The following is a 23,622-nucleotide window of genomic DNA, read 5'->3' on the forward strand; positions in this document are numbered from 1 at the left end:
TCAGCGGGCGAGGGACTCGGCCATCTCCGCGAGTCCGTCAGCCAGGGTGACGGACGGGATGTAACCGAGTTCGCTTCGTGCAGCGGTGATGTCGTAGCTGCGGTCACGGCCCATGAAGGTGGTGATCCAGTTTGTCAGCATCGGTGGTTCGGGCCGGCGCAACAGGCGTGCCCCTGCGTCGAGCATCGCAGCGAGGGGGGCCGCCACGGCAAGCGGCACACTGCGCGCGGCGCTCACGTCGACACCTCGGGTGGCCAGCAACGGGCTGAAGAAGTCGCGGGCCGACATCGGCGTGCCGTCGGTGACATAGTACGCGTGGCCGGCACGGCCGCGGCTGAGCGCAAGGCGGATGGCCTCGGTGAGGTTGTCGACATGAACGAAATCGACTGTGTGCCGGCCATCGTCGATCCAGCTGAACCGGCCGGTGTCCACGGTGGCGACGAAGTCGTCCAGGGTGGACATGCCCGCGCCCCAGATGAACGGCGGACGCAGGGCCACTGTCGTCATCGTCGGTGTGCCGGCGCCGAGCAGGGAGCGCTCGGTGTCGAGCTTGACGCGGCTGTAGGCAATGTTGGGCCGGCCCTCATCGGTGCGCTCGTCGACGACCGGCGCACGTTGGGTACCGCTGGCCACGCTGGCGGCGCTGATCAGGACGAACCGTGTGACCCCGGAGGCCGCGGCGACCCGGTGTAGGGCGACGCTGGGCTCGAGGTTGGCCCGCCGGAAGAAAGCATCGGGACCCCAGAACGCCATGTGGGCGGCACCGTGCACGACGGCCTCGACCCCGTTCAACTCCGCGGTCCACCGTGGCGCGCGGTCGCTGCCGATCAGATCCGACAGGTCGCCGAGCACCGGCACCGCTCCCTCCCGACCGACCAGGTCGGCGGCGCTGTCCGTGCGGGCGAGCGCGTGCACCTGGTGCCCCGTGCCCACCAGCCGCCGGAGCAGATGTCGCCCGACGAATCCACTGCCACCCGTGACGAAGATCCTCATCGGTGTCCCCATTCATTCTGTATCAAATCATTTGACGTCAAACTATATGGGTGCTGATAGTCTTTCGTCAACGTGAAAAACACAATGGGTGGGCTGGGTGCATCAGGTGCATCGGCGCAGCGCGCCGGGCGGCTGGCCGATGCCTTCGGGCGTGCCGGCAAGTCGGTGGTGCGAGCCTTCGACGACCGCCTGGGGGAGCACGGCGTCTCGACTCCGAGATCCAAACTGCTCGCAGAGGTGGCCCGGATGCAACCGGTGCGGCTCGCGGATCTGGCCCGTGAGGTGGGAATCAGCCAAGGCACTGCGTCGACACTGGTGGAGGCGCTGGTGCGGGACGGCCTGCTCGCCCGCGGTGTCGACGACAAGGATCGCCGCGCGATCCGCCTGACGACCACGCCGGAGGGGGAGGCGCAGGCGCGCAATTGGCTCCGCGACTACCTCGTCGCAGCGGGGGAGATCTTCAGCTGCCTGACGTCTGAGGAGCAGCGCGAGCTGACCCGGCTGCTCGACCGGATCGGCGAGTCTGTGGACCCTCCGGCGTAGTCGAGTCCCTACGTGTCAACCGATCTCGATGTCCGTCAGCTCGATGGACACCACGAGTTGGTCCAGGACGGCATGTCCGGAAACGTCGCGCACGTAGATCATCCGGTTCGCGGGAACGCCGATGCCGTCGACGCAGCGGAAGTCCGAGACATAGTGTGCCGCCGGTGATCCACCGGCGATGTCGACCTGATAGTCCCGGCGCCGGATCAAACCCTGTTGGTCGACATAGAGCACCTGCGACGGGCTGTGGGTGGCGATGTGGGGCGGGTAGTCCACGTGCAGCCGCCGCCACGTCTGGCCCTCCTCGACCCAGGGCGCGCCTTCGGTCAGCGTGATACCGGGCAGTGTCAGGTGCAGCGGTTCGGTGAGGTAAGTCCACATGGCATAACCGGTGAAGTACGCCAATTGCAGAGTGTTCCAGGGTGTGTGCAGGTCGTGGCCGGCGAACGAGTCACGGGGGTGGTCGAGTTCGTCCACCGTGGCGCCGCCCGTGGTCGTGACGGCGACCCGCTGGGGCGTGTAGGCACTGGCGCGGTCGGCGGCGGTGAACGGATGCAGTGAGGTGCGCTGTTCCTGGACCCACACCGTGACATCGCCGTCCTCGACGACACCGTTGACCTGCTTGAGGTCCCAGATCGCGCCACCGAACCGCTTGTGTGCCCGGATGGTGTTCACGTCGTTCCACCGAGCCGTCCCGCCGTAGGCGTCCAGAACCTCGTCGATCAGTCTGCTCATGGTCGCCAGGATCGCGCGGCTGTCACGTCGCCCGGTATAGGTCGGTTGACTGCTTCAGCGTGGGCGCGGCACCAACACCACGTCGGCGGGGTCGACGACGGTACCGTCGCGGCGGCGCAGCACGGCGCTCACCGTTCTGCTGGTGGCAGTCTCGACGAAACGTAATCCGCTGTCGGTGGCCGACGGCAGATGCCGCCGCCCCCATTGCCCCAACGCAACCAGCACCGTGCCGGCGTCGTGGCCGGCTGCGGTCAGCTGGTACCTGTGGCGGCGCCGGTCGCCGGGTTCCTGATAGTCGACGACCTCGAGGACGCCGGCGGCGACCAGTGCAGACAGTCGGCTGCTGAGAATGTCGGGAGCGATCCCGAGTTCAGCGCGGAAGTCGGAGAACCGGGACCGCCCCTGCATGGCCTCGCGCAGAATCAGCATCGACCAGCGTTCCCCGAGCACGGCCATGGCGCGGGCGATCGGGCAGTCGTCGTTCACGTTCTGTGGCATGTGGCTCCCGCTCTGCTGAGTAGGAATATCATACTCAGCGGTGCTACGGTTGGGCCATGACCCGGGGACGCGGGCCTGCGGTGCCGTTGCTCGGCCGCAACCACGAATTCGCCACGCTGACGTCGGTGCTGGCGAACACCAGCCAGGCGGGAAGCGCTCTGGTCGTGGAGGGTGAAGCCGGGATCGGCAAGACGACCATGCTTGCGGCAGTCGGACAGTGGGCCGACAGGTCGGGTTTTCGCGTGCTGTCGTGTGCCGGGGTCCAGTCCCAGACCAGGGTGGGCTTCGCTGCCGTCCACGAACTGGTGCATCCGCTGCTGCACCACGCGGACGAACTACCCACTCATCAGCGGGCAGCGCTGTACGCAGCCTTCGGCATGTCCCAGGATGGCCCGCCGGATCCACTGACCATCGGGGTGGCCATCCTCGGGCTGGTCGAGGAAGCCGCGGCGCGACAGCCATTGCTGTTGATCGTCGACGACGCCCAGTGGCTGGACGGGTCGTCCCTGCACGTGTTGACTTTTTTCGGCCGCCGACTGACGAATGCGCCGGTGATGCTGCTGTGCGCCGCCCGCCCGGGCTACGACGGCCGGCCGGGGCGGCTGGCATCACTGCCCCGCCTCTTCCTGGGCCCGGTCGATGACAGCACGGCCCGCACGCTGCTGGCGGACGCGGTGAGCGCCACCGGTGAACGTGCTCTCGGCGAGGGAACCCGGCGTCGTATTCTTGCCGCCGCTGCCGGCAATCCGCTTGCAATCCAGGAACTCGCCAAGGCGATTGCCGCGGCGGGTGAGCAGAACGTGCTCACCTCCTCGGCGCCCCTGCCGACCACGCGCCGTATCGAGCAGATCTTTCTCGAACAGCTGGAATTGCTGCCCGAGACCAGTCGTCGGTTGCTGGCCCTCATCTCAGCCGCCGACGATGCCGGCGCCGGCGAAATCCTCGACGCTGCCGGGCGACTGGGCCTGTCCGAGGATGCCCTGGATCCACTGGAACGCTGCGGGCTCATCGCCGTGGACAACGGCCTGGTGAGGGTCAGGCATCCGCTGATCCGGTCCGTGGCCTACCGCGCCGCGCCGTTGTCGCAACGCCGGGCCTTCCACCGCTGCCTGGCCGAGGCGGCGACGGATCCCGTGCGAGCGGCCTGGCAGCGCGGTGCGGCGGCCTACGGTCCGGATGAGGCGCTGGCCGCCGAACTGGAGGCGGTGGCAGCCCTGGCCCGGGACCGCGGTGCGAATGGTGAAGCGGCGGCGGCCTTTCGGCGGGCAGCGGAACTCTCGCCGGCACCGCAGGACCGGGTTCGCCGGTTGGCGGCTGCGATCATGCCGGCCTACCGGGCCGGTTCGACCGCCGAAGCCGTCGACCTCCTGACTGCTGCCGAGCCGCTCGCGGACGACCCCGTGGACCTCTTCGAACTGAGTTTTGCGCGCTTCACGCTGAGCATCAGCGCCGGCATCCCCGCACCGCCGCTGCCGGCTCTGCTGGCGCTGGCGGACCGGTTGGGTGGGGCGGGCGCGCAGTGCCAGCAGATCCGCCTGCTCGCGGCCGCCGCGGCGCAGTGCCGCATGCACGGTATGAGCGCCGACGACCGGCACGCGGTGGCCCAGAGCCTGCACGCGCTGGAGCCGCTCGGCGACGCCCGGGTGGACATCGCCTTGGCCACGGTGGAAGACGCCAAGTACGCCAGGGATTTCCGAACCCGAGCTGACGAGCTGCGTGCGCAGATCGACGGCGACCTCACGGCGTTGATGTCGATGGGGCTGGCAGCGGAGTCGGTCTCCGATCTCGCGGTGGCGCAGAACTGCTGGGACGCTGCCATCCGGGTCGCCCACGGGGCCGGTGCACCGGCCCTCGAGTGCGAGGCGCTCCGTGGTGCGGCGCGGGCCCAGATCATCGCCGGTCATCTCCAGGAAGCAGCCATCAGTGCCCAGGCTGCGCGGCGCATCGCCACCGATGTCGGCCTCGGTGTGAGCGCCGGCGCCGCGGCGGCCCTGCTGTGCCGGATACACGCCTGGAAAGGTGAGTGGTCCTGCGCGGCAGACGCTCTGGCGGTAGCGCGCGAGCACCTACCGACGGACACCACACTGATGTGGCGCGACGAACTGGCCTGGGCCGGCGGCCTGTTGGAGCTGGCTCGACGCAACCAACGGGAGGCATTCGGCGAGCTCGCGCAGATGACGCGCGACCGCGGGGCTCGCCGGTGGGCGCTCGCCGACCTCGCCGAAGGCGCCGCGGCCAGTGGTGATACCGCGGCGGTGGCGCAGGTGGTCGATGACATTGCCGCACAGGCAGGAACATTGGGCTCGCCACACGTCGCCATGCTGGTGCACCGCAGCCGCGCTCTGCTGGCCACCGACGGTCACGAAGTCGAGCACCACTTCCTGTCCGCGCTGGCAACCGACGTGGCCGAGCAAGCGCCGCTGGAGTATGCCCGCACCCAACTCTGCTACGGAGAATGGCTGCGGCGCCGCCGCCGCATCGTCGATGCCCGCGCTCAGCTCTCCCCGGCGCTGCGGACATTCGAGGTCCACGATGCACACCCCTTCGCCGAGCGCACCCGTGCCGAGCTGCGCGCGGCCGGCGTCCAACTGCCGGGCCAGGTCGCCGGCGACGATCCGGGTATCGAGCTGACACCGCAGGAACTGCAGATCGCCCGGCTGGCCGCGACCGGTCTCAGCAACCGGCAGATCGCCGACCGCATCTATGTGTCGCACCGCACCGTGGCGGCCCACCTGTACAAGGTCTTCCCCAAGCTCGGCATCACCAGCCGAAACCAACTCCGCGACGCGCTCGGCGAGGTCCTGCCCTAGGTCAACATGCGGATACCGGACTGCCCGCCCATGCGCTGTCCTGGTGATGTGAGTACATATCGGGCCTATCAGGTCACCGGGCAGCGACACTTCGAGATGGTCGAACGGGAGTTGCGCGACCCCGCGCCGGGACAGGTGCGCATCCGCACGGCGTCGTGCGGGGTATGCCACAGCGACGTCCTGGCCGTGGAGGGGCAGCGCGAAGATCCTCTGCAGCCCGTGGTGCCCGGCCACGAGGTGGTCGGGACGATCGACGCGGTGGGACCGGGTGTGGACGAGCGCTGGAGTGTCGGCGACCGGGTGGGGCTGGGTTTCCTCGGCGGTCACTGCGGGCAGTGCGAATTCTGCCGCTACGGCGACTTCGTCAACTGCACCGACCAGCCGCTACCGGGAACCACGATCGACGGCGGGTACGCCGAGATGGTCTACGCGCGGCCGTCAGGTCTGGTGCGGGTCCCCGATGGTTTCGACGCGCTGACTGCGGCGCCGCTGTTGTGCGCCGGGGTGACAGTGTTCAACGCCTTGCGCGCCGCGCAGGCGCCGCCCAACACCCTGGTGGCCGTGCAGGGCATCGGTGGACTGGGCCATCTGGGTGTCCACTACGCGAAGGCACTGGGGTACCGGGTCGCCGCCGTGGCCCGGGGCACCGAGAAGGCCCCGCTGGCACGAGCTCTGGGTGCCGATCACTACATCGACAGTTCTGCCGAGGACACGGCGCAGGCGTTGCGCGACCTCGGTGGGGCCACCGCAATCGTCGCCACGGCGGCCAACGGAGCATCGATGGCAGGGCTGGTGGCCGGGTTGCGCCCACGCGGGCGATTGGTGGTGGTGGGCGCCTCACCCGAACCGATTCCGGTACAGAGCTCCGACCTGATCTTCGGCGGCCGCAGCATCCTGGGCAGCTTGACCGGATCGGCGATCGAGAACGAAGACAATCTGGGGTTTGCTCTCACGCACCAGATCGCTCCGATGATCGAACCGATGCCGTTCGTCGAGGCGCCCGCGGCCTATGAGCGCATGATGTCAGGCCGCGCGCGCTTCCGGGTGGTCTTGGACTTCCACTAGAAGGCCTCACGACAGGAAGTGCAGCACCTCCCCGGCGAAATCGTCGATGTGCTGGAACAGGAAACCGTGGCCGGCGTCGCTGTAGAGAACCGCCTTGGCGTCGGCCAGCCGACCGGCCATCGCATAGGTGGCGTAGGAGTCGATCATGCGATCGTGCGCCCCGTTGGCCACCAGCACGGGAATGCTGATCTCGCTCAGGCGATCCCACACGCTCGATCCTGTGGAGGCGATGACGGCCAGTTGTGCCTGCATCGTCTCCAGCGACACGGGCGTGTGCTCGTCGGTGAGGACACGCGGGTCCAGCCTGCGCAACGACTGCACTCCGAGGGCATGGCCCACACCGTCGTCCGGGAAGAAGAGGTAGAGAAAGTCACCGTCGTCGTTGACCGGCTTGGTGGCGACCTGCCAGACCCGCGGGTCCGGTGCAGGCATACCGGGAACACCGCCGCCGGGGGAACTTCCGGCGACCACCAGCCGACGCACCAGGTCCGGACGCGCAAGGGTGGCGGCCTGCACCACGATCCCGCCCAGCGACCACCCCAAGAGGTCGATCTCCGTGAGCCCCAGCGCATCGACGAACTCGATGAGTCCACCGGCCAGCGCCTCCATCGTGGTGGGTGCGGTGCCGCTGCTTTTGCTGTGACCGATGTTGTCGAAGATGATCACATCGCGCTCGCCGGCCAGCTCGTCCAGGAACGCCGGATCCCAGTGGTCCATCGTTCCACGGAAACGCAGGGCGAGCACCAGCGGTACCCCTGCGGGCGCACCGAAGCGACGGTAGGCGAATCGGGCATTCGTCGATTCGACGAACTGGGTCGGGGCGTGTGCTGACAGAGATGGCATACCCCACTGTGGGGCGACGTCGGATGGTGAGTCCATACGTAGGTTGACTGCACTCAGTCGCGCCGGCGCAACTCGCGCCGCGAGGACACCCCGAGTTTGGTGAAAATGTTGCTCAGGTGCCATTCCACCGTGCGTGGGCTGATGAACAGGTGGCCGGCGATCTCGGAATTGGTGTAGCCGTCGCCGGCCAAGCGGGCGATGTACTCCTCCTGCTTGGTCAGCGCCGGCGCGGAGCTCGCGCCGCGCCTGCGCGGCGAGGTGTCGCCCGCCGCGTGGAGCTCGCGACGGGCCCGCTCGGCCAGGCCGTCCGAACCCATGGCCACGAACATCCCATGGGCGGTGCGTAACTCGTCGCGTGCGTCGCCCCGCCGATTGGCCCGGCGCAACCACTCCCCGAAGATCAGGTGGGTGCGCGCGGTCAGGACTGTCAAGGGCGAACGGTGCAACGCTGCCAGGGCGCTGCGGTACTCGACCTCGGCCGCGGCGGTCTCGGCGATCAGTGCCCTGGCCCGCGCTGCATAGCCGAGTGCCGTTGGCGTCGGCGTGGTTTCGGCCCACAGGGCCAGCTGCTGCGCGGCCGCAGCGGCCCCGTCTGCGTCACCGGACCGCGCCGCCGCCTCCACCATCTCGTTGAGCAGGTGACCGTGCATTCCCACGTCCTCGTACTCCAGCGCTTCGGTGCAGGCTGCGTGCGCCTCGTCGTAGCGGCCCAATCCGTTGCCGAGCACTGCCATGGAGAACAGCACGACGGTGATCTCGCTGCCCTCGCCACGTTCGGTCGCGTCGCGGATGGTGGCATCGGCGAGTGTCCGGGCGAGGTCGTGCTGTCCCCGGCAGGCGGCGAGATAGGTCTGGATGGAACGGTGCGGCGGTGCGCCGGTGGCCGCCGAGATGGCCTCCGACCGGTCCAGCAGGTCGGCGGCCCGGACGAAATCGCCTGCGGTGACGCACTGACCCGCGGTGGTGGTCAAGGCCGCCGGCAGCACCGTCAATTCCCCTGCTGCACGCAGGAGTTCGAGCTGGCGCTCGTTGACGGCATTGTAGGTGTCCTGATCGAACAGATCCAGCAGCACGCGCAGGGTGACGTCGTGGAAGCGGGGGTCGGCAGCACCGGCCTTGTCGTCGTCGAGGTAGCGCGCGATGGCGCGCTGCAACACCGGCGCCGCGGCAGTCCGGCCCTGGGTGAGTCGCAGGGCCAAGCCGTCGAGAAAGAGGTCGGCGGCGGTGACCGGCCCGGGTGGTGCGGGGGCTTGGCGGGCGGCCGCCGCGATCGCCGTCGCCGAGGACTGCTCGTCGGCGAACAGGCGCCCGACGATCGCCGCTGCCACCAGTGCATCGAGGTAGGCCGTCCGCGCCAGCGCGGCATCGAGGTCGTGTAACCGGCGTGCCGCCGCCAGCAGCAGGGGTGGGGCGTCGCGGCCGCGGTGGGCGGCGAAGGCGATCTTCGCGCGCAGCACGTCCCCCTTGGCCTCGAGTAGCTGGTCGCCGGACCCGGTGGCCACCGTCAACAGCTGCGACGCGGCATCGTGGTCTCCGGCATCCACTTTGGCGGTGGCGGCCTGCAGGGCCCTCGTCGCCCGGAGCAGCGGGTCCGGGGTCAATTCCACGGCATAGGTCAGGAATGCGGCCGCCGCGGCGGCGCCACCTCTCCGCCGCGCGCGCCCGGCGGACTCCACCAGCTGAACCGCGGCCGACTCCTGGGGTGCAGCCACCGAGTGGGCCCGGTGCCAGGCGCGGTGCTCGTCAGCGCCCGGTCCCGCGACCACGTCGGCGAGGGCGCGGTGCGCCTGCCGGCGTGCCACGGCACTGGCGTGGTGGTAGACGGCTGAACGAACCAGCGGGTGGCGGAAGCGGATTCGAGGTTCGACGCTGATCAGACCCGCGCGTTCGGCGGCGACGGAGGCATCGGGGTCGATGCCCAGTTGTGTCGCCGCGGCCCAGAGCCACGCCGGGTTGCCGGTGGGCTCGGTGGCCGCCAGGAGCAGCAAGGTCTGCGTCGCCGGGGGTAGGTCGCGCAGACGGTGACCGTACTGCTGTTCGATGCGCGCGGCCACCGGTTTGGCCGCGGTGACACCGTACCCGCCCGCTAGGCGCGCGGGTGCCAGAGCACGGCGAAACTCGAGTATTGCCAGAGGGTTTCCCTCCGCCTCGGCCAGGATGTTCTCGCGCACATCCCGGTCCAGCCGTCCGGGCAGCACCGCGGTGAGCAGCGCGTCGGCATCGCGGTGGGGCAGGCTGTCGAGCCTCAGCTCAGGCAGCCCGTCCAGTTCCCGATCGGCATTCGGGGTGCGGGCAGCAAACAACATCACCACCGGATCTGCCTGCAACCTCCTGGCGGCGAAGGTCAGCGCCTGCAGGGACGCGCGGTCGATCCATTGGGCGTCGTCGACGACGCAGACGGTGGGCCGCTGCGCACCGGCTTCGCCGAGCAGTGTCAGCCCGGCCAGGCTCACCAGCAGGCGATCCGGTGGGGGGCCCTCGCGCAGGCCCAGTGCCACCCGCAATGCATTCTTCTGCGGGTCCGGCAGCTGGTCGATGTGCCCGAGGATGGGGCCGCAGAGCTGCTGCATCCCCGCGTAGGTGAGCTCGAGTTCGGATTCCGCGCCGCCGATCCGGATAAAGCGGAACTCACCGTCGACGGCGGTGAGGACGCTGGTGAGCAGCGCGGTTTTGCCGATCCCCGCCTCACCACGGATGACCACCACGCCGCTGTGGCCGGTGCCGGCTCGGCCGCACAGCTCGATCAGCTTCTGCTGTTCGGCCTGTCGGCCGATGAGCGTGATGTCGCCCGCTGTCGAGCCCATGGCGGTGATCTTGGCACGCGCGCCCGCCCCCGGTCGACCGAACTTGTGGGACAGACCTGCTGCGACGGGGCCACCCGGGATTCGGCAACCCCGTGGTTTTCCCGGGGTCGAAGCGACCGTCAGGCGGTGTGTGATCGCTGCGTCGAGTTCTGATGTGTGACCGAGGAAGGACTTTCCCGCGATGAGCACTGCCACAACCGTCCACGAGGTCACCTACGACCTGCTCCGCGCCCTCGGGCTGACCACCGTATTCGGTAACCCGGGGTCCACCGAACAGACCTTCTTACAGGACTTTCCGGACGACTTCACCTACGTCCTGGGTTTGCAGGAGGCGTCCGTGCTGGCCATGGCCGACGGCTACGCGCAGTCCACCGGCCGTCCCGCTCTGGTGAACCTGCACACCGCGGCCGGCACCGGCAACGCGATGGGCAGCCTGGTGGCCGCCTACCGGGCGAACACGCCGCTGATCGTCACCGCCGGCCAGCAGACCCGGGAAATGTCGCTGTACGACCCGTATCTGAACAACCCGGACGCCGCGCTGATGCCGCAACCGTGGGTGAAGTGGGCCTATGAGCCGGTGCGGGCCGAGGACGTCCCCGCGGCGTTCATGCGCGCGTACGCGGTGGCAACCCAACCGCCGGCCGGACCGGTGTTCCTGTCGATACCACTCGACGACTGGAACAAGCCGGCACTCGGCCCCGCCGTGGTGCGCTCGGTCAGCACGAGGGTGCAGCCCGACGCAGAGCGACTGCGCGCATTCGCGGCCCGGATCAGCCAGGCGGAGCGCCCGCTTCTGGTGCTGGGACCCGAGGTGGACCGCGCCGGCGCCTGGGACGCCGGCATAACTTTCGCCGAGAAGCTGCGGGCATCGGTGCGTGGCAGCGGGCTCTCGGACAGGTGCTCGTTCCCCGAAGACCATCCGTTGTACGGCGGCCCGCTGCCGTTGACCATCGCCGGTGTCAGCGACGCGTTGTCCGGCTTCGACCTGGTGATCGTCATCGGTGCCCAGGTATTTCGCTACTACCCCTTCGTGGCGGGGGAGTACCTGCCGGCGGGCACCGAGGTGCTGCACATCACGGGGGATCCCCACCTGGCCGCCACCGCGCCGGTGGGCGACAGTCTGCTCGGTGACATGGGCACCGTGCTCGAGCAGCTGGCCGATCTCGTCGAGGTGCCGAATGACCGGCTGTCCCCGGCCGGGCTGCGCCGCGATCTCGACCCCGACCTGCCCGCGGCCACGGCGCCGCTGGCACCCGGTGACGTCTACGCGGCGCTGAGCACGGTCAAACCCGACGATGCCGCGGTGGTCATGGAATCCACCTCCACCCTGGCCGATCTCATCACCTGGTGGCCCACGCGACGCCCGGGCAGCTTCTTCGCCACCGGCAGCGGCGGCATCGGATGGGGAGTTCCCGCCGCCGTCGGCATCGCCCTCGGTGACCGCGCGCGGGGGGTGAAGCGCACCATCGTCGCCTCGATCGGCGACGGGTCGTTCCAGTACTCGATCCAGGCGATCTGGACTGCCGCGCAGCACAAGCTGCCGATCGTGTTCGTGGTGCAGCGCAACGGTGAATACGCGGTCCTGAAATCGTTTGCGCTGCTGGAGAAAACACCGGCCGTACCCGGTATGGACCTACCCGGACTCGACATCGCCTCGCTGGCAACGGGTTACGGGTGCCGCACCGCGACGGCGGGCAGTACCGACGACCTGGTTCGTGAATTCAAGGCGGCGCTGGCCGCCGAGGGACCCACCGTGCTGGTGGTACCCACCCAACCCCGACTTCCATTCCTGGGCTGACATCATGCCGGTTTACACGTGCATCACCGTGCAGGGCGCCTTGTCGCCTGAGACCAAAGCAGACCTGGCCGCCGAGATGACCCGGGTCCATTCGATGATCAACCACGTGCCCGGCACGTACGTCAACGTCGTCTTCCACGAACTGCCCGACGACGACGTCTACACCGACGGCCGCCCCGCACAACCACTGTTGATCAACGGCTGGGTGCGCACCGGCCACCCGGAGGCGCAGAGCAGTCAACTGGTGGCCGAGATCGCGGCCGCCGCGACGCGGGTCACCGGCATCCCCGCCAGGCGGGTTCTGGTGGTGATCCAGAACAGCCCAGCTCATTTCGCCATCGAAGGTGGCCGGGTGTTGCCGGCGCCAGGGGAAGAGGAAGCCTGGTTCCGGGCCCAGAAGGAGGTGGACTGACGTGGCATCGATCCTGCCGCAGGTCCGGGGGTTCGCCGAGGCGGTGGCCCCCCACGCCGAGGTGTGTACCGATTCGGCGCTGCTGGCCGAACGCGGCCGCGACTACTGGGGAGTCGGCGGCGTGGCCAGTGCGCTGGTGCGCCCGCGCAGCTGCCAGACCATCGCCCCGATCGTGGCCCTGGCCGCGGCGCACGGCGTGGCGATCGTGCCGCGCGGCGGTGCGTCGAACTGCTCGGGCGGAATGCTGCCCGCGCCCGGACAGGTGCTGCTCGACCTGTCCGGCCTGAACCGGATCCTGGACATCGACGCTCAACGGCGCTGCGCGCGGGTGGAACCCGGAGTCATCAACGCCGATCTACAGACCGCGACCGCCCCCTACGGGCTGTGTTTCTCACCCGATCCGGTCTCGGCACCGTTGTCGACGGTGGCCGGCAACATCATCGAAAATGCCGGCGGACCACATGCCCTGAAATACGGTGTCACGTACAACCATGTGCTCAGCGTCGAGGTGGTCCTGCCCGACGGGTCGGTGCGCACGTTCGCCGCCGACGACGAGGGCCCCGATCTGCTCGGGCTGTTCATCGGTTCGGAGGGCACGCTCGGCATCATCACCGAAGCCACGGTCGCTCTGCGCCCGGTCGCGGCCGTCACACACAGTCTGATGGGCGCCTTCGCCACAGCGCGCGCCGCCGCAGACACCATCGCCGCCATCATCGCCACCGGGGTGGTCCCCGCGGCGCTGGAATGGCTGGACCGGGCCGGGATCGCCGGGCTGGAACAGTTCTACGACACCGGATATCCGCTCGACGCCGACTCCATCGTCCTCATCGACGTCGACGGTACCGCGGCCGAGGTACGTCGGGACCAGGCGGTCGTGGAACGAGTGCTGCGGCAGCGGGCGACCGAGGTGCGGATCGCGGAGACGGCCGACGACCGTGCGGCCCTGTGGTTCGGGCGGCTGAACGCACCCAACTCCGTGGTGCAGAGCGGAAAGGGCTTCTTCATCGGGGATGTCACCGTGCCGCGCGACCGGATACCCGAGATGCAGGAGGCCATCCAGGCCACCGCCGAACGTCACCGCGACGGTCTGCTGTTCATCGCAGTCTGCGGACATGCCGGTGACGGCGACCTGCACCCCACCACATTTTTCGACAAGGACAACCCGCTTGCGCCCGGGGCATTGGTGGCAGCCAACAACGAGATCATCGATGCCGCATTGAGACTGGGTGGAACGATCACCGGTGAACACGGTGTCGGCACCGAGAAGATCGAGTTCATGAGCAAGCGGTTCACCCCGGTGGAGATTGCCGCGCAACGCGCGGTCAAAGCGGCCTTCGATCCGGCCGGGCTGCTCAACCCCGGGGTGATGCTCCCCGTGCGCGCCGCCGGTGAACCGGACACCCCGGTCTTCGGTGCGGCCGTGTATGACGCACTCACCGGCCGGTTGCCCCACAACACCAGCGCCGCGTTGACCACCGGCGGGAACACCGACATCAGCGTCAACCTCGGCAATCTGAGCCTGGTCGTGGGCGCTGAAGCCACCGTCGCGTCGGTCGGTTCGTTCCTGCGTGAGCACGGCGCCAGCTGCGCCGCGATTCCGCCGACCGGAGGTGAACGCACTGTCGGAGCGCTGGTGGCCACCGCTGCCGGTGCTGAACGCGACGCCATCAGACACGCGTTGCTGGGGATTGACGTCGCGATCATCGACGGCGGCCGCCCTGCCCGGTTCGGCGCCGAGACCAGAAAGGATGTGGCCGGATATGACGTCAAACGGCTCTTCGTCGGTGCGCACGGTGCCTACGGCGCATTGGTGGCCCTGATCTTCACGATCACCGTGCAGGTTGCAGACATTTGAATTCATCCCCGGTGGCGCAGGTTCCGGCACGTGACAGGGGGCCAAAGCCTTGACGCGAGACGGACCGACTCGTTAACGTAGGCGTCTATAACGTCGCTGCGGACTCGCTGTGGACGTACTAGGTTCTTGTTCTGTCTGATCTGCCTCGCCGAAGGAGCATCCACACCATGTCGAAGACCGATCTCGCGCGGCCCTTCAACCGTCGCCTCTCTGTTGCGATCGGTGGTGGCGCCATTCTCGCGATGATCGGCTTCACCGCGGCGTGCAGCAGTGAGAGCGAGGCTCCCGAAGAGTCCACCACCACGACCACCACGACGACGACCACCACGACGTCTGCGGAGCCGACGGTGAGCCCCACCGAGAACATGCCCAACCCCAATGTCTCGGGTGTCTTCACGCCGCCGGTCGTGGCGCCGCAGCCGACCCTCGATACAGACCGTGACGATTACGGCAACTAGGCCGCGTCTCGCGGGGCCGGCCGGCTCCACGGAAGTATCGAAGCGGCGCCATCTCTGAGCCGTGAAGAATCGTCTGGTTCCCGTGTCGGTGCTGGCGATGTTGGTGGTGATCGCAACGTTGTCCGGTGGTGCGGGTCGGTTTCACGACACCGCCCCCGGCGGCGTCCGCCTCATCGAGGGCCCGTACGCGTCGCTGCTCGGTGCGTCCACTGACCTGGGGCCGGCGCGTGAGCACAGCATCGAGCTCACCGCGGGCCTCACCGGCCGCGTCGAGCCGACAGGGCTGATCGACTGGGCGCAAGACCGTGCCCTGTCGGTGCGGTGGCGCCCTGGCGACGACTGGGCGGTGCTCGAAGGGGCTCCCGACGCCGTGGCAGCGGCGTTCGACGTGGCCGTGCACGACTACCGCGGCAAGCAGGGCCAACTGTTCTACGCGTCCCCGCACCAGCCCGCGGTGCCCGAGCACCTGCGCGACGAGGTGTTCGGGCTGGGCCGGATCCTCAGCTACACACCGCATCACGTGTCGGTGCCCGAGCACTTCCCGCTCGATGTGCCCGACCGGGGCCTCGGGCCGGACACCTTGCTGCGGGCCTACAACGCCGACGAACTCGCCCGCAACGGCGCCACCGGCAAGGGCGTCACCATCGTGATCTTCGGCTTCGACGGATTCCGTCAGTCCGATCTGGATATGTTCACCACGATGTTCGGCCTGCCCCCGCTGGTCCCCGAGGTGGTGGGCGGCATGCCCGATGAGATCCGCAGCGAAACATCGATGGATCTGCAACTGGCCCATGCGATTGCCCCCGATGCCCGCAAGGTCGTGGTGAATGCGCTGCCCACCGTCGAGGGCGGTGGCGGATACCGCAAGATCGGCGAGATGCTCGAAGACACCGATCGACGTTTCCCCGGTGCGGTGTGGAGTCTGTCCATCGGATGGGGCTGTGACAAGCTGCTCACCGCGGCCGATCTGGCGCCGGTGCGCTCGGCGCTGCGCGCGGCGCAGGCCAACGGCACCACCGCCTACAGCGCCACCGGCGACCTGGCCGGCATGGAATGCCGTGGCGGCCGGGACTGGTCGTCCGCGCCGGCGGAGCAGGATGTGGGTCTCGGCTCGGTGGCGTCGGTCCCCGAGATGACCAGCGTCGGGGGCACCACACTGTCCACCGCCGCAGACGGCCAATGGGTCTCGGAGCAGACCTGGTTCGACGTGCCGCTGTCGCAGGGCACCAGCGGCGGCACCTCGGCGCTGTTCGACCTGCCCCCCTGGCAGCGCACTGCCGCCGAGGCCGTCCCGTCGGAGCGCCGCACCGGGAAGCGCATGACCCCCGACATCGCGGCGGTGGCCGACCCGTTCACCGGCGTGCGGATCGTGCTCGACGGTCAGGTGCTCGCCGGCGGCGGGACCTCGCAGTCCGCACCGATCTGGGCGGGACTGACCGCGGTGATGAACCAGTACCTGCTGGACAACAACGGCAGCCTGATCGGCGACATCAATCCGCTGCTGTACCGCATCGCCGAGGGGGCACCGCGACCTGCGTTTCGCGACGTCACCCTGGGCGGCAATGCTGTCGACGACGCCGGGCCGGGCTATGACCTGGTGACCGGGCTCGGCACCCCGGACATCGACAACCTGGTACGCAACATCGCCATCGCCCAGCAGGTGCAGGGCTGATGACTGCACCCAGCGCGCCGGGCATGATGGAATGTCAGGTCTGCGAAATGGACGTGCCCGCAGGCGAATACTGCGGGCAGTGTGGTGTGCCGCTGGACGAGCACCGCCGCGGCGACGGCCCACACTGGCTGCGGGCGCGCGCCTTCAGCGCCGCCTCCGGACAACGGTTGTTGACGCCGTCGCTGACCAGCTCGCTGTTTCCGCACCTGACACCGCGGGCCCGCATCGTGTTCCTGATGGGACTGGGGATGCTGGTGGCGGCGTTGGTGATCGTCACGGTGCTGCGCATGCCGGCCGGGTTGATCGCGGTGGCCTCCTTCGGCCTGCCGTTGTTGTTCGGCCTCTACCTCCGCGAATCCGGTGTCTCCCGCGACATCCCGCGCAGCACGCTGCTGGTGACGACCGGGCTGGGCATCATCCTGGGCGTGGGGTGGGCCGTGCTCACCGGCGCCGTGGTGGCCCGCGCCTACGGCGTACCGCTGGGGGCCGGCATTGCCGGTGCGCGGATCCTGCGCGACGGCCTCGGCGTGCCGGTGGGCAGCATGCTCCTGATGTTGGTCCCTGCGCTGGTGGCGCGGTTCTCCTGGCGGGGCGGCGACCGGGAGGCGCTGGACGGCTACGCCATCGGTGCGCTGGGAGCTCTGACCTTCACGGCGGCGGCCACCCTGACCCGGCTGGCGCCGCAGTTCACCAGCGGCCTGATCAACCGCGCCCGGCCGCTGGACGGGCTGCTGGTCGAAGCCGGTATCCGCGGGATCGCCATGCCGTTGACCGCCGCCGCGGTGGGCGGTCTGATCGGTACCGCGCTCTGGTTCACCCGCCCACCGAGCAAGCAGGGCACCCATCGCGGGTTCCTGCGGGGCGTGTTGGTGGCGATCGCGGTGGTGGTCATCGTGATCTATGCGTCACTGGGTGTGGTCGACGTCGCCCGGTTGCCCCAGTTGTGGCTGTTGGTAGTCCATCTCATGCTGAGCGCGCTGGCGTTGTTCGCGTTGCGGGTGGGCTTGCACCTGGCCCTGTTGCACGAGGCGCAGGACACCACCAGCAGTGACGATCCGATTCTGTGCGTCGAGTGCAACCACGTGGTGCCGGATGCGCCATTCTGCGCGAACTGCGGCGCGGCCATGCGGGCCTGCTCGCGGGGGTCCCGCCGGACCCGGCGGGAAGAGCGTCCGATCCAGGTGGTCGAGGATTCTGCCGCGGCCGCCGGAGACATCAAGGTCGGACTGCTGCCCGGGTATTCGATCCATCCGGGCGCCTTCGAGGCGGCGCGACCTGCGTCGGCGCAGTTCCACACCGTGGCGCTGGCCGTCGGAGTCGCGATCGTCGTGGTGGCCGGCGGACTGGTCGGGCTCTCGGGCCTGATCTCCCGGCCCGCCCCGAAGTACGTCTGCCCGCCCGAGTGCGGCAGTCCGCCGCTGTCGCGCGCGGTGGAGGTCAATCCCCGGTTCACCGCCGCGGACGGCGCGTTCTCCGTGTCGTATCCGGCCCCCGGCGCGGCGTATGCGGTCTCCCAGCGTGACGATGGGGTGACCGCCGTCCTGCAGGCCGGTGATGGCGGCACCATGCAGTTGGTGAGCCGCCCTGCTGCGGGCCGCGACGCCCGGCAGGTGGCGTTCGATCTGCTGAACGAGACCTACCCGGACACCAAGACCGCCTACGAGATTCCCAACACCATGGTCGGGTATCAACCCGGGTACGGCTTGGCGGCCGACGTCTGGCCGCAGGGTGCGATGAGCAATTCCACCCGGATGCGCATCATCGTGATGGTCGCGGTGAAGAACGACCTGGCGCTGATCGCCGGCGCGGTGGGGCCCTACCGCGCCTTCGGTCCGGACTTCGGGTCCGGCAAGCCGTCGGCTGCGGGCCTGCAACTGGCCCTGGACATGGGCAAGTACGTCAACAGTTTCACCTGGCGCGGCGATCCGCCCCGTTAGGGCAACAGGTGTTCGTCCCAGCGGTGCGGATCGAGCTCGAGCGCAGCGCGGTCCCACCCACCCAGTTCGGCGGCCGCATCGTAGGTGTACTGCAGAAAGTCCAGCACGCACTGATCCGGATCTGCTGCGGCGCGGGCGGTTTCGTACGGGAGCAGGTACTGCCGTAGCTCGGGGTGGTAGAACACGCCTTCGGGAAGGCCGGGGAATTCGGCGAAGCCCTCCGGTTCGGGATAGGCGTAGGAGTAGAACGCGCCCTCCTCGCCCCCACCGGGCCAGAATCCGCAGCTGCTCAGCTCGTGGGAGTAGGCCTCGACCATCACCCAGTCGGCGCAGTTGGGCGTGCCGCCGGGATGCTCCGGTGCGGGGCGGCCCGAGAACCGGCTGCAGGCCATGTCGAAGGAACCCCAGAAGAAGTGGACGGGGCTGACCTTGCCGGCGAACCGGGACCGGAACGCTGTGATCACCCGGTCGGCCTGGATGAGCTGCTGCCAGAACGTGCGGGCGGCTGCGGGGTCGTAGCCGATGTGGTGGTCCTCGGCGAAGGGAATGGCGGGGTCGACTTCGTTGGGCCGCTTGGTGATCTGCGCCGCGATACCCACGCGGTCGAGCATGGCCACGGTGTCGTCGTGGAACTGCGCCACCGTCCGGTTGCCGAGTTCCAGTCGGCCGGAGCTGCCGTCGTTCACCCGCACGGCCAGCACGTGGTCGACGAAGTCGAACTCCAGGTCGAACACCCGGGTGTCCACCGGGATGGCCGAGGTGGTCAACCCCCGCGAGGAGACGTAGAGCGGAGCCTGCCACCAGTGATTGACCAGCGGCGCGTGGGCCAACCTGATCTTGCCGACGATCTGGGACCACATGTGGAGCGTGCGGCGGGTGTCCGCCCAGTCGTCGACGCGCAGAGCCGGCCATCCAGAAGGCGGGGAAGAGGTCATACCCGGGAACGGTACGAGTCGGTCCGTCTCGCGTCAATGGCCCGGGTACGCCCGGGTTCGTCGGCTAGTGTTTTCAGATGCCTGCCAACGCTCCGGACCCGGGGCGGCGCAACGAACAATCGCGTCGTGCCATCCTCGACGCGTGTATCTCGCTGGTCGGCGAGGCCGGTTATGAGAACGTCTCCATCGAGGCCATCGCACGGCGGGCGTGCGTGGGCAAGCAGACCATCTACCGCTGGTGGCCGTCCAAGGGCGCGGTGATCCTCGAGGCTGCGATGCAGAGCCTGGATCCGGTGGTCACGTTTCCGGACACCGGCAACATCATCGCCGATCTGCGCACTCAGATGTGCAAGATCCTGGAGGTGATCACCACCACCGGCTACGGCGCTGCCTACCAGGGGCTGATCGCCGCGTGTCAGTCCGACCCCGACCTGATGCGTGCCGTCTTCGACCAGATCATCAAACCCAGCATCACGCAGTTCGGGGAACGGGCAGCGCTGGCGCAGGCCCGCGGTGAGATCCGGGCCGACGCCGACGTGGAGACCCTGCGCGACGTGCTCTACGGGTTCATCGAATACCGGCTGATCCACGGTATGCCCCTGGAGCTCCGCCACATCGACGCGAGCCTGGCCATCGCGTTCCACGGCGTGTGCTGAATCACCCGGTGGTCAGCGTGATCCGGTCACCGTCGCGCACCAGCAGGCCGTCGTTCTCGAAGCTGTCCAACCAGCCGGGCATCGGCCAGCGACCCCAACGGCGCCGGAAGACAGCGGAATTGGCCACGATGTCGCGGAGATGCTCCACCGGCGGGTTCGAGACCGGATGGTGTTGGTGATAGGCGTGGGCGCCACCCACCCAGAGCAGCGGAACGCCCGCCGCGCGGGCCACTGCCGCGAAATCGGTGTCCTCTGCGCCGTACCCGGTGTACTCCTCACAGAAGCCACCGATGCGCTGCCAGGCAGACGCGGACACCGCGAAGCTCAAGGACCAGAACAGGTCGTGATCGTCGGCGGCCAGCAACTCGCCCGGCGCGGGCACCGGCCGCGCCGGATGCGGGTCGGTCAGCTCATCGAGGGTGTCCAGGTCATATCCGTCCGGCGCCGGCGGAAGGTAGGTCACCGGGCCGCACAACAGCGCGTCGCGCCCGGCGCGGTGGTGGGCGTCGAGGTAATCGGTGATCAGCGACGGCGATGGGATGCAGTCGACATCGAGAAAGATCAGCAGTTCGGCGCCACCATCGATGGCCTGGCGCGCGCCGGCATTGCGGGCTCGCGCCAAGGGCAATGCCCCTGTGCCGCAGTCAAGATCGAGAACCTCGCTGCCCCGGCGGGCCAACCTGCCGATGTCCGGGTCGCCGACAGCCACCAGTACCCGGGTATCCGGCGGCCGGTGCATCCGGGCCAGACCGGCTTCCTGGCGGGCCAGATGGGTGTGCCGACCGCGCGCCACGGTGATCACTGCACACCGTTGCCCGGTCATGCGGCCAGCACCTGCGCCGCCCGTGCGGCGGCTCCGTCGACCCGCGCAGCGCACCAGCGGTCCGGGTTCAGAGTGCCTGCAGCGGAAGCCAATTCGGGCCACTGTGTCGGTGTGGGCCACGACGGCGCGCAGACCGCCAGCCCGGCCGCGTGCAGTGCGGCAGCCGAGGTGTGCTGCTCGTCGAAGGGCCGCGGCTGGGGCAGCACGATCGTGGCCGTGGCCGCCGCCGCGGCGTCGGCCAACGCGTTCTGTCCGGCGTGCGTGACGATGAGGCCGGCGTGGCGCAACGCACTCCACGGGTCATCGGTCCACGACCGGCCGCCCAGCGCCGTCCACCGGTAACCGGGCAGCGCCGCCTGCAGCTGCGTCACCGCGTCGTCGGGCACCTCGGTGCCGCCGGCGCCGCTGAGCAGAACCGCGTTGTCGCCCTGATGGGTTCCGGACTCCCGGGACAGCCCCTCGAACCTGCTGATGTACCCGACGAAGTGGGTGCGCCCGGCGTGCTCGGCCAGCCACGTCGGCCGGTACACCTCATCTGACCACGGCGCGATGATCTGGTCGGCGAGACGGTAGGCCAGTTGATGCGGCGGGTCAGTGCGCTCACCGGGCATGGCCATCACCGTCACCGGCACCCCCGACGTCCGCGCCAGCACGGCGATTTCGACCGACACGTCCACCACCAGACGCCGCACCCCGGTGTCGGCCAGGGTGCACAGCAGCTCGGCGGAGCGCCGCAGCAGGCCGTCGACATTCAGGGGAGCCCAGTGCAGACGGCCGTTGGCCGTGGGCTCGCGTGCCGTCATGTCTCCCGGGGGCACGTCCATCGACAGGCGCACCCACCGGTCGCGCGGACGCAGCCCGCCCGGGGTGGGCAGCGAGGAGAAGAACACCACGTCCTCGTCGAGGTGGGCGGAGATGGCCAGCGCGCGGGTGAGGTGTCCGCGGCCGTGATGGTGGACGTAGTAGCCGATCACGCCCGCAGCGGTTCGGCCATCGGTGCGGCCGGGTAGGCGCCCAGCTCGAAGAGCAGCTGCTCGTAGTCCGCGATCATCCGCGTCAGCGAAAAGTCGCGGCGCGCCCGCGCGGCGACGGCCCGGCGGTCGGTGGAGACCACCCAGTCGATGGCCTGGGCCAGCCCGCCGATGTCGTCGCCCTCGGTGGCCACCAGACGGCCGCCGACGCCGCTGACCACCTCCGGCAACCCTCCGCGCCGGAAACCCACCACCGGTGTGCCGCACATCTGCGACTCCACCGCGACCAGGCAGAACGGCTCCTGCCACCGCGGGGTCACCAGGGTGGCCGCACTGCTGCCGTAGAGCGCGGCCAACTCGTCGCCGCTCAGCGCCCCCAGGTAGGTCACCGACCCGCCGAGCTGGGGAGCGATGACGGCGTCGAACCAGTCCGGGTCACTGATGGGCCCGGCGATGCGCAACTCCATCCCGGCCTCCGCGGCGATGCGGATCGCCAGGTCGGTGCCCTTCTCGGGGGTCAGGCGCCCGGCCCAGGCCAGTCCGTCGCCGCCGGGGCCGAGAGGAAACCCGTCGGGGTCCACCCCGTTGTGCACCACCCGGCTGGTCACCGTCCCGCTCCACTGGCGGCGCACGGCGTCGCTGACGGCAACGAAGTGCCCACTGCCCCCGGACAGCCAGGCACCCATCTCCATCCAGGCCAGCGGAGGGGTGTGCAGGGTGGTCACCATGGGCACCTGCAGCAGCGAGCTCATGGCCAGCGGCAGCTGATGCAGGCTCTCGTTGAGCACGGCATCGATGTCACGGCGTCGCAGCAGGTCGAGAAACGCCGAGACGTAGAAGGTCTGGGCGTACAGGAAGTTCGGGTCCGGCAGGTCCGGGTCCGCCGCGGTGAGGGCCGACAGCGGCGGCAGGTCGGGCATCAGGTGCACCTGGTCGGCCAGCGTCACGTCGGTGCCCTCCCGGGCCCACAACTCCACGTGGTGTCCCCGCCGGGTCAGCCCGCGGGCCAGGTCTGCAGTGAATCGTTCCTGGCCACCCTGGAAGGGCGCGCCGACGTAGTTGCGCGACGGCCCCAGAATCGCTAGACGCATGCAGAGCCTCCGGATCCGTTCTCAGAACAGACCACTGCGGATGAAGGCGTATGGGTATTACCGCGCGCAGGAAGCATTGCCAACTTTCCGGAAAGAGGGTGAGGCGTTGCACCCGCGGGGCTGGCGTGGTGCCGATCCAGTGGGGGGTCTGTACCCGGTGTCGACGCCGTAAAACGTCACGATCGTGACGTGTTTGTGGCCGGTGGTGCGTCAGATCGAGGCGCTCAAGGCCTGCTGGAGTCCGCGGGTGGCCAGCTGATCGGCCAACTCGTTGTCGCCGACGCCGGAGTGGCCCTTGACCCAGAACCATTCCACCTGGTGGCGGCGGCAGGCCTGCTGTAGCCGCTGCCAGAGGTCGACATTCTTGACGGGTTGTCTACCCGCCGTCATCCAGCCGTTGCGTTCCCAGCCGTGCACCCACTTGGTGATGCCGTTGCGCACGTAGGTGCTGTCTGTGTAAAGGTGCACCACCACGGGTCTGGTCAGCGCTTCCAGCGCCATGATGGGCGCGGTCAGTTCCATGCGGTTGTTGCTGGTCTCCCCGGGTTCGCCGCCGCACATCTCCCGGACGTGCCGGCGGTGGCGCAGCACCGCACCCCAACCGCCGGGGCCCGGGTTGGGGCGGCAGCCACCGTCGGTGTGGATGATCACGGGGTCGCCGGTGCTCACCCGCTGAGGATAGGCGCTGCCGCAGGCGCGGCCGCGGACCGACATCCCGGGCCG

At 69.2% G+C, this 23,622-nt stretch carries 20 protein-coding genes; 10 read left to right on the forward strand and 10 right to left on the reverse strand.

Annotated elements, in window-relative coordinates; genetic code table 11:
* Positions 1-993 carry an NAD-dependent epimerase/dehydratase family protein gene (locus G6N58_RS13685; protein WP_115278321.1) on the reverse strand — a complete coding sequence of 331 codons (993 nt, stop codon included), beginning with the start codon at positions 991-993 and terminating at the stop codon, positions 1-3.
* A 72-nt stretch (positions 994-1,065) separates the two neighbouring features.
* Between G6N58_RS13685 and G6N58_RS13690 the strand changes: the two genes are divergently transcribed.
* Positions 1,066-1,536: a MarR family winged helix-turn-helix transcriptional regulator gene (locus G6N58_RS13690; RefSeq protein WP_232067852.1), complete on the forward strand. Its 471-nt coding sequence runs from the start codon at positions 1,066-1,068 to the stop codon at positions 1,534-1,536.
* 15 nt (positions 1,537-1,551) lie between these two features.
* Here the strand turns inward: G6N58_RS13690 and G6N58_RS13695 are convergent, their stop codons facing one another.
* Positions 1,552-2,271 carry a hypothetical protein gene (locus tag G6N58_RS13695; protein ID WP_115278319.1) on the reverse strand — a complete coding sequence of 240 codons (720 nt, stop codon included), beginning with the start codon at positions 2,269-2,271 and terminating at the stop codon, positions 1,552-1,554.
* A gap of 54 nt (positions 2,272-2,325) precedes the next feature.
* A complete protein-coding gene (locus tag G6N58_RS13700; protein WP_232067853.1) occupies positions 2,326-2,769 on the reverse strand; it encodes a winged helix-turn-helix transcriptional regulator in 444 nt (147 codons plus the stop codon).
* A gap of 56 nt (positions 2,770-2,825) precedes the next feature.
* Here G6N58_RS13700 and G6N58_RS13705 point away from each other — a divergent pair, with 56 nt between their 5' ends.
* Complete coding sequence (locus G6N58_RS13705; RefSeq protein WP_115278318.1) at positions 2,826-5,579, forward strand: ATP-binding protein; 2,754 nt, start codon at positions 2,826-2,828, stop codon at positions 5,577-5,579.
* Between the two features lie 48 nt (positions 5,580-5,627).
* Positions 5,628-6,644: an alcohol dehydrogenase gene (locus G6N58_RS13710; protein WP_232067854.1), complete on the forward strand. Its 1,017-nt coding sequence runs from the start codon at positions 5,628-5,630 to the stop codon at positions 6,642-6,644.
* 6 nt (positions 6,645-6,650) lie between these two features.
* On the opposite strand, the gene G6N58_RS13715 is transcribed toward G6N58_RS13710, so the two are convergent.
* Both G6N58_RS13715 and G6N58_RS13720 read right to left on the reverse strand, forming a co-directional pair.
* On the reverse strand, positions 6,651-7,487 hold the full coding sequence (locus tag G6N58_RS13715; protein WP_115278316.1) for an alpha/beta fold hydrolase: 837 nt from the start codon (positions 7,485-7,487) through the stop codon (positions 6,651-6,653).
* 53 nt (positions 7,488-7,540) lie between these two features.
* A complete protein-coding gene (locus G6N58_RS13720; protein ID WP_115278315.1) occupies positions 7,541-10,291 on the reverse strand; it encodes a helix-turn-helix transcriptional regulator in 2,751 nt (916 codons plus the stop codon).
* 181 nt (positions 10,292-10,472) lie between these two features.
* On the opposite strand from G6N58_RS13720, the gene mdlC reads away from it, so the two are divergent.
* The 6 genes from mdlC (at position 10,473) to G6N58_RS13750 (ending at position 18,423) form a co-directional block, all read left to right on the forward strand.
* Positions 10,473-12,089, forward strand: coding sequence for a benzoylformate decarboxylase (mdlC, locus tag G6N58_RS13725; RefSeq protein ID WP_163908164.1), 1,617 nt, complete (start codon positions 10,473-10,475; stop codon positions 12,087-12,089).
* Positions 12,090-12,093: 4 nt separating this feature from the next.
* Positions 12,094-12,501: a tautomerase family protein gene (locus tag G6N58_RS13730; protein ID WP_115278314.1), complete on the forward strand. Its 408-nt coding sequence runs from the start codon at positions 12,094-12,096 to the stop codon at positions 12,499-12,501.
* Between the two features lies 1 nt (position 12,502).
* Positions 12,503-14,356, forward strand: a complete 1,854-nt coding sequence (locus G6N58_RS13735; protein WP_115278313.1) for an FAD-binding oxidoreductase — start codon at positions 12,503-12,505, stop codon at positions 14,354-14,356.
* A gap of 167 nt (positions 14,357-14,523) precedes the next feature.
* Positions 14,524-14,814 carry a hypothetical protein gene (locus G6N58_RS13740; protein ID WP_068915208.1) on the forward strand — a complete coding sequence of 97 codons (291 nt, stop codon included), beginning with the start codon at positions 14,524-14,526 and terminating at the stop codon, positions 14,812-14,814.
* Between the two features lie 97 nt (positions 14,815-14,911).
* Complete coding sequence (locus G6N58_RS13745) at positions 14,912-16,486, forward strand: S53 family peptidase (protein ID WP_115281529.1); 1,575 nt, start codon at positions 14,912-14,914, stop codon at positions 16,484-16,486.
* A complete protein-coding gene (locus G6N58_RS13750) occupies positions 16,486-18,423 on the forward strand; it encodes a zinc ribbon domain-containing protein (RefSeq protein ID WP_115278312.1) in 1,938 nt (645 codons plus the stop codon). The genes G6N58_RS13745 and G6N58_RS13750 overlap by 1 nt, the downstream gene beginning before the upstream one ends.
* Here G6N58_RS13750 and G6N58_RS13755 read toward each other — a convergent pair.
* On the reverse strand, positions 18,420-19,358 hold the full coding sequence (locus G6N58_RS13755) for a DUF5996 family protein (protein WP_115278311.1): 939 nt from the start codon (positions 19,356-19,358) through the stop codon (positions 18,420-18,422). The genes G6N58_RS13750 and G6N58_RS13755 overlap by 4 nt on opposite strands.
* A 77-nt stretch (positions 19,359-19,435) precedes the next feature.
* On the opposite strand from G6N58_RS13755, the gene G6N58_RS13760 reads away from it, so the two are divergent.
* Positions 19,436-20,014 carry a TetR/AcrR family transcriptional regulator gene (locus G6N58_RS13760; RefSeq protein WP_115278310.1) on the forward strand — a complete coding sequence of 193 codons (579 nt, stop codon included), beginning with the start codon at positions 19,436-19,438 and terminating at the stop codon, positions 20,012-20,014.
* A gap of 1 nt (position 20,015) precedes the next feature.
* Here G6N58_RS13760 and G6N58_RS13765 read toward each other — a convergent pair whose 3' ends face one another.
* The 4 genes from G6N58_RS13765 to rnhA all read right to left on the reverse strand — a co-directional run bounded on the left by G6N58_RS13765 (position 20,016) and on the right by rnhA (position 23,568).
* Entirely contained in the window at positions 20,016-20,837 is an 822-nt protein-coding gene (locus G6N58_RS13765; protein WP_115278309.1) for a glycosyltransferase family 2 protein, read from the reverse strand.
* Positions 20,834-21,811 carry a glycosyltransferase gene (locus tag G6N58_RS13770; protein ID WP_115278308.1) on the reverse strand — a complete coding sequence of 326 codons (978 nt, stop codon included), beginning with the start codon at positions 21,809-21,811 and terminating at the stop codon, positions 20,834-20,836. The genes G6N58_RS13765 and G6N58_RS13770 overlap by 4 nt, the downstream gene beginning before the upstream one ends.
* Entirely contained in the window at positions 21,808-22,899 is a 1,092-nt protein-coding gene (locus tag G6N58_RS13775) for a glycosyltransferase (protein ID WP_115278307.1), read from the reverse strand. Before G6N58_RS13775 ends, G6N58_RS13770 begins: the two co-directional genes overlap by 4 nt.
* A gap of 210 nt (positions 22,900-23,109) precedes the next feature.
* Positions 23,110-23,568 (reverse strand): ribonuclease HI, encoded by a 459-nt coding sequence (gene rnhA / locus G6N58_RS13780; protein ID WP_435406144.1) that lies wholly within the window; start codon positions 23,566-23,568, stop codon positions 23,110-23,112.
* Between the last annotated feature and the right edge of the window lie 54 nt (positions 23,569-23,622).

It is taken from the genome of Mycolicibacterium tokaiense (assembly GCF_010725885.1).
GTDB lineage: Bacteria > Actinomycetota > Actinomycetes > Mycobacteriales > Mycobacteriaceae > Mycobacterium > Mycobacterium tokaiense.

Bases quoted from the DNA above. Each gene is read 5' to 3' on its own strand.
- G6N58_RS13685 (WP_115278321.1), bottom strand. From the start codon at position 993: ATGAGGATCTTCGTCACGGGTGGCAGTGGATTCGTCGGGCGACATCTG.
- G6N58_RS13695 (WP_115278319.1), bottom strand. From the start codon at position 2,271: ATGAGCAGACTGATCGACGAGGTTCTGGACGCCTACGGCGGGACGGCT.
- G6N58_RS13700 (WP_232067853.1), bottom strand. From the start codon at position 2,769: ATGCCACAGAACGTGAACGACGACTGCCCGATCGCCCGCGCCATGGCC.
- G6N58_RS13705 (WP_115278318.1), top strand. From the start codon at position 2,826: ATGACCCGGGGACGCGGGCCTGCGGTGCCGTTGCTCGGCCGCAACCAC.
- G6N58_RS13715 (WP_115278316.1), bottom strand. From the start codon at position 7,487: ATGCCATCTCTGTCAGCACACGCCCCGACCCAGTTCGTCGAATCGACG.
- G6N58_RS13720 (WP_115278315.1), bottom strand. From the start codon at position 10,291: ATGGGCTCGACAGCGGGCGACATCACGCTCATCGGCCGACAGGCCGAA.
- mdlC (WP_163908164.1), top strand. From the start codon at position 10,473: ATGAGCACTGCCACAACCGTCCACGAGGTCACCTACGACCTGCTCCGC.
- G6N58_RS13730 (WP_115278314.1), top strand. From the start codon at position 12,094: ATGCCGGTTTACACGTGCATCACCGTGCAGGGCGCCTTGTCGCCTGAG.
- G6N58_RS13740 (WP_068915208.1), top strand. From the start codon at position 14,524: ATGTCGAAGACCGATCTCGCGCGGCCCTTCAACCGTCGCCTCTCTGTT.
- G6N58_RS13745 (WP_115281529.1), top strand. From the start codon at position 14,912: ATGTTGGTGGTGATCGCAACGTTGTCCGGTGGTGCGGGTCGGTTTCAC.
- G6N58_RS13750 (WP_115278312.1), top strand. From the start codon at position 16,486: ATGACTGCACCCAGCGCGCCGGGCATGATGGAATGTCAGGTCTGCGAA.
- G6N58_RS13755 (WP_115278311.1), bottom strand. From the start codon at position 19,358: ATGACCTCTTCCCCGCCTTCTGGATGGCCGGCTCTGCGCGTCGACGAC.
- G6N58_RS13760 (WP_115278310.1), top strand. From the start codon at position 19,436: ATGCCTGCCAACGCTCCGGACCCGGGGCGGCGCAACGAACAATCGCGT.
- G6N58_RS13765 (WP_115278309.1), bottom strand. From the start codon at position 20,837: ATGACCGGGCAACGGTGTGCAGTGATCACCGTGGCGCGCGGTCGGCAC.
- G6N58_RS13775 (WP_115278307.1), bottom strand. From the start codon at position 22,899: ATGCGTCTAGCGATTCTGGGGCCGTCGCGCAACTACGTCGGCGCGCCC.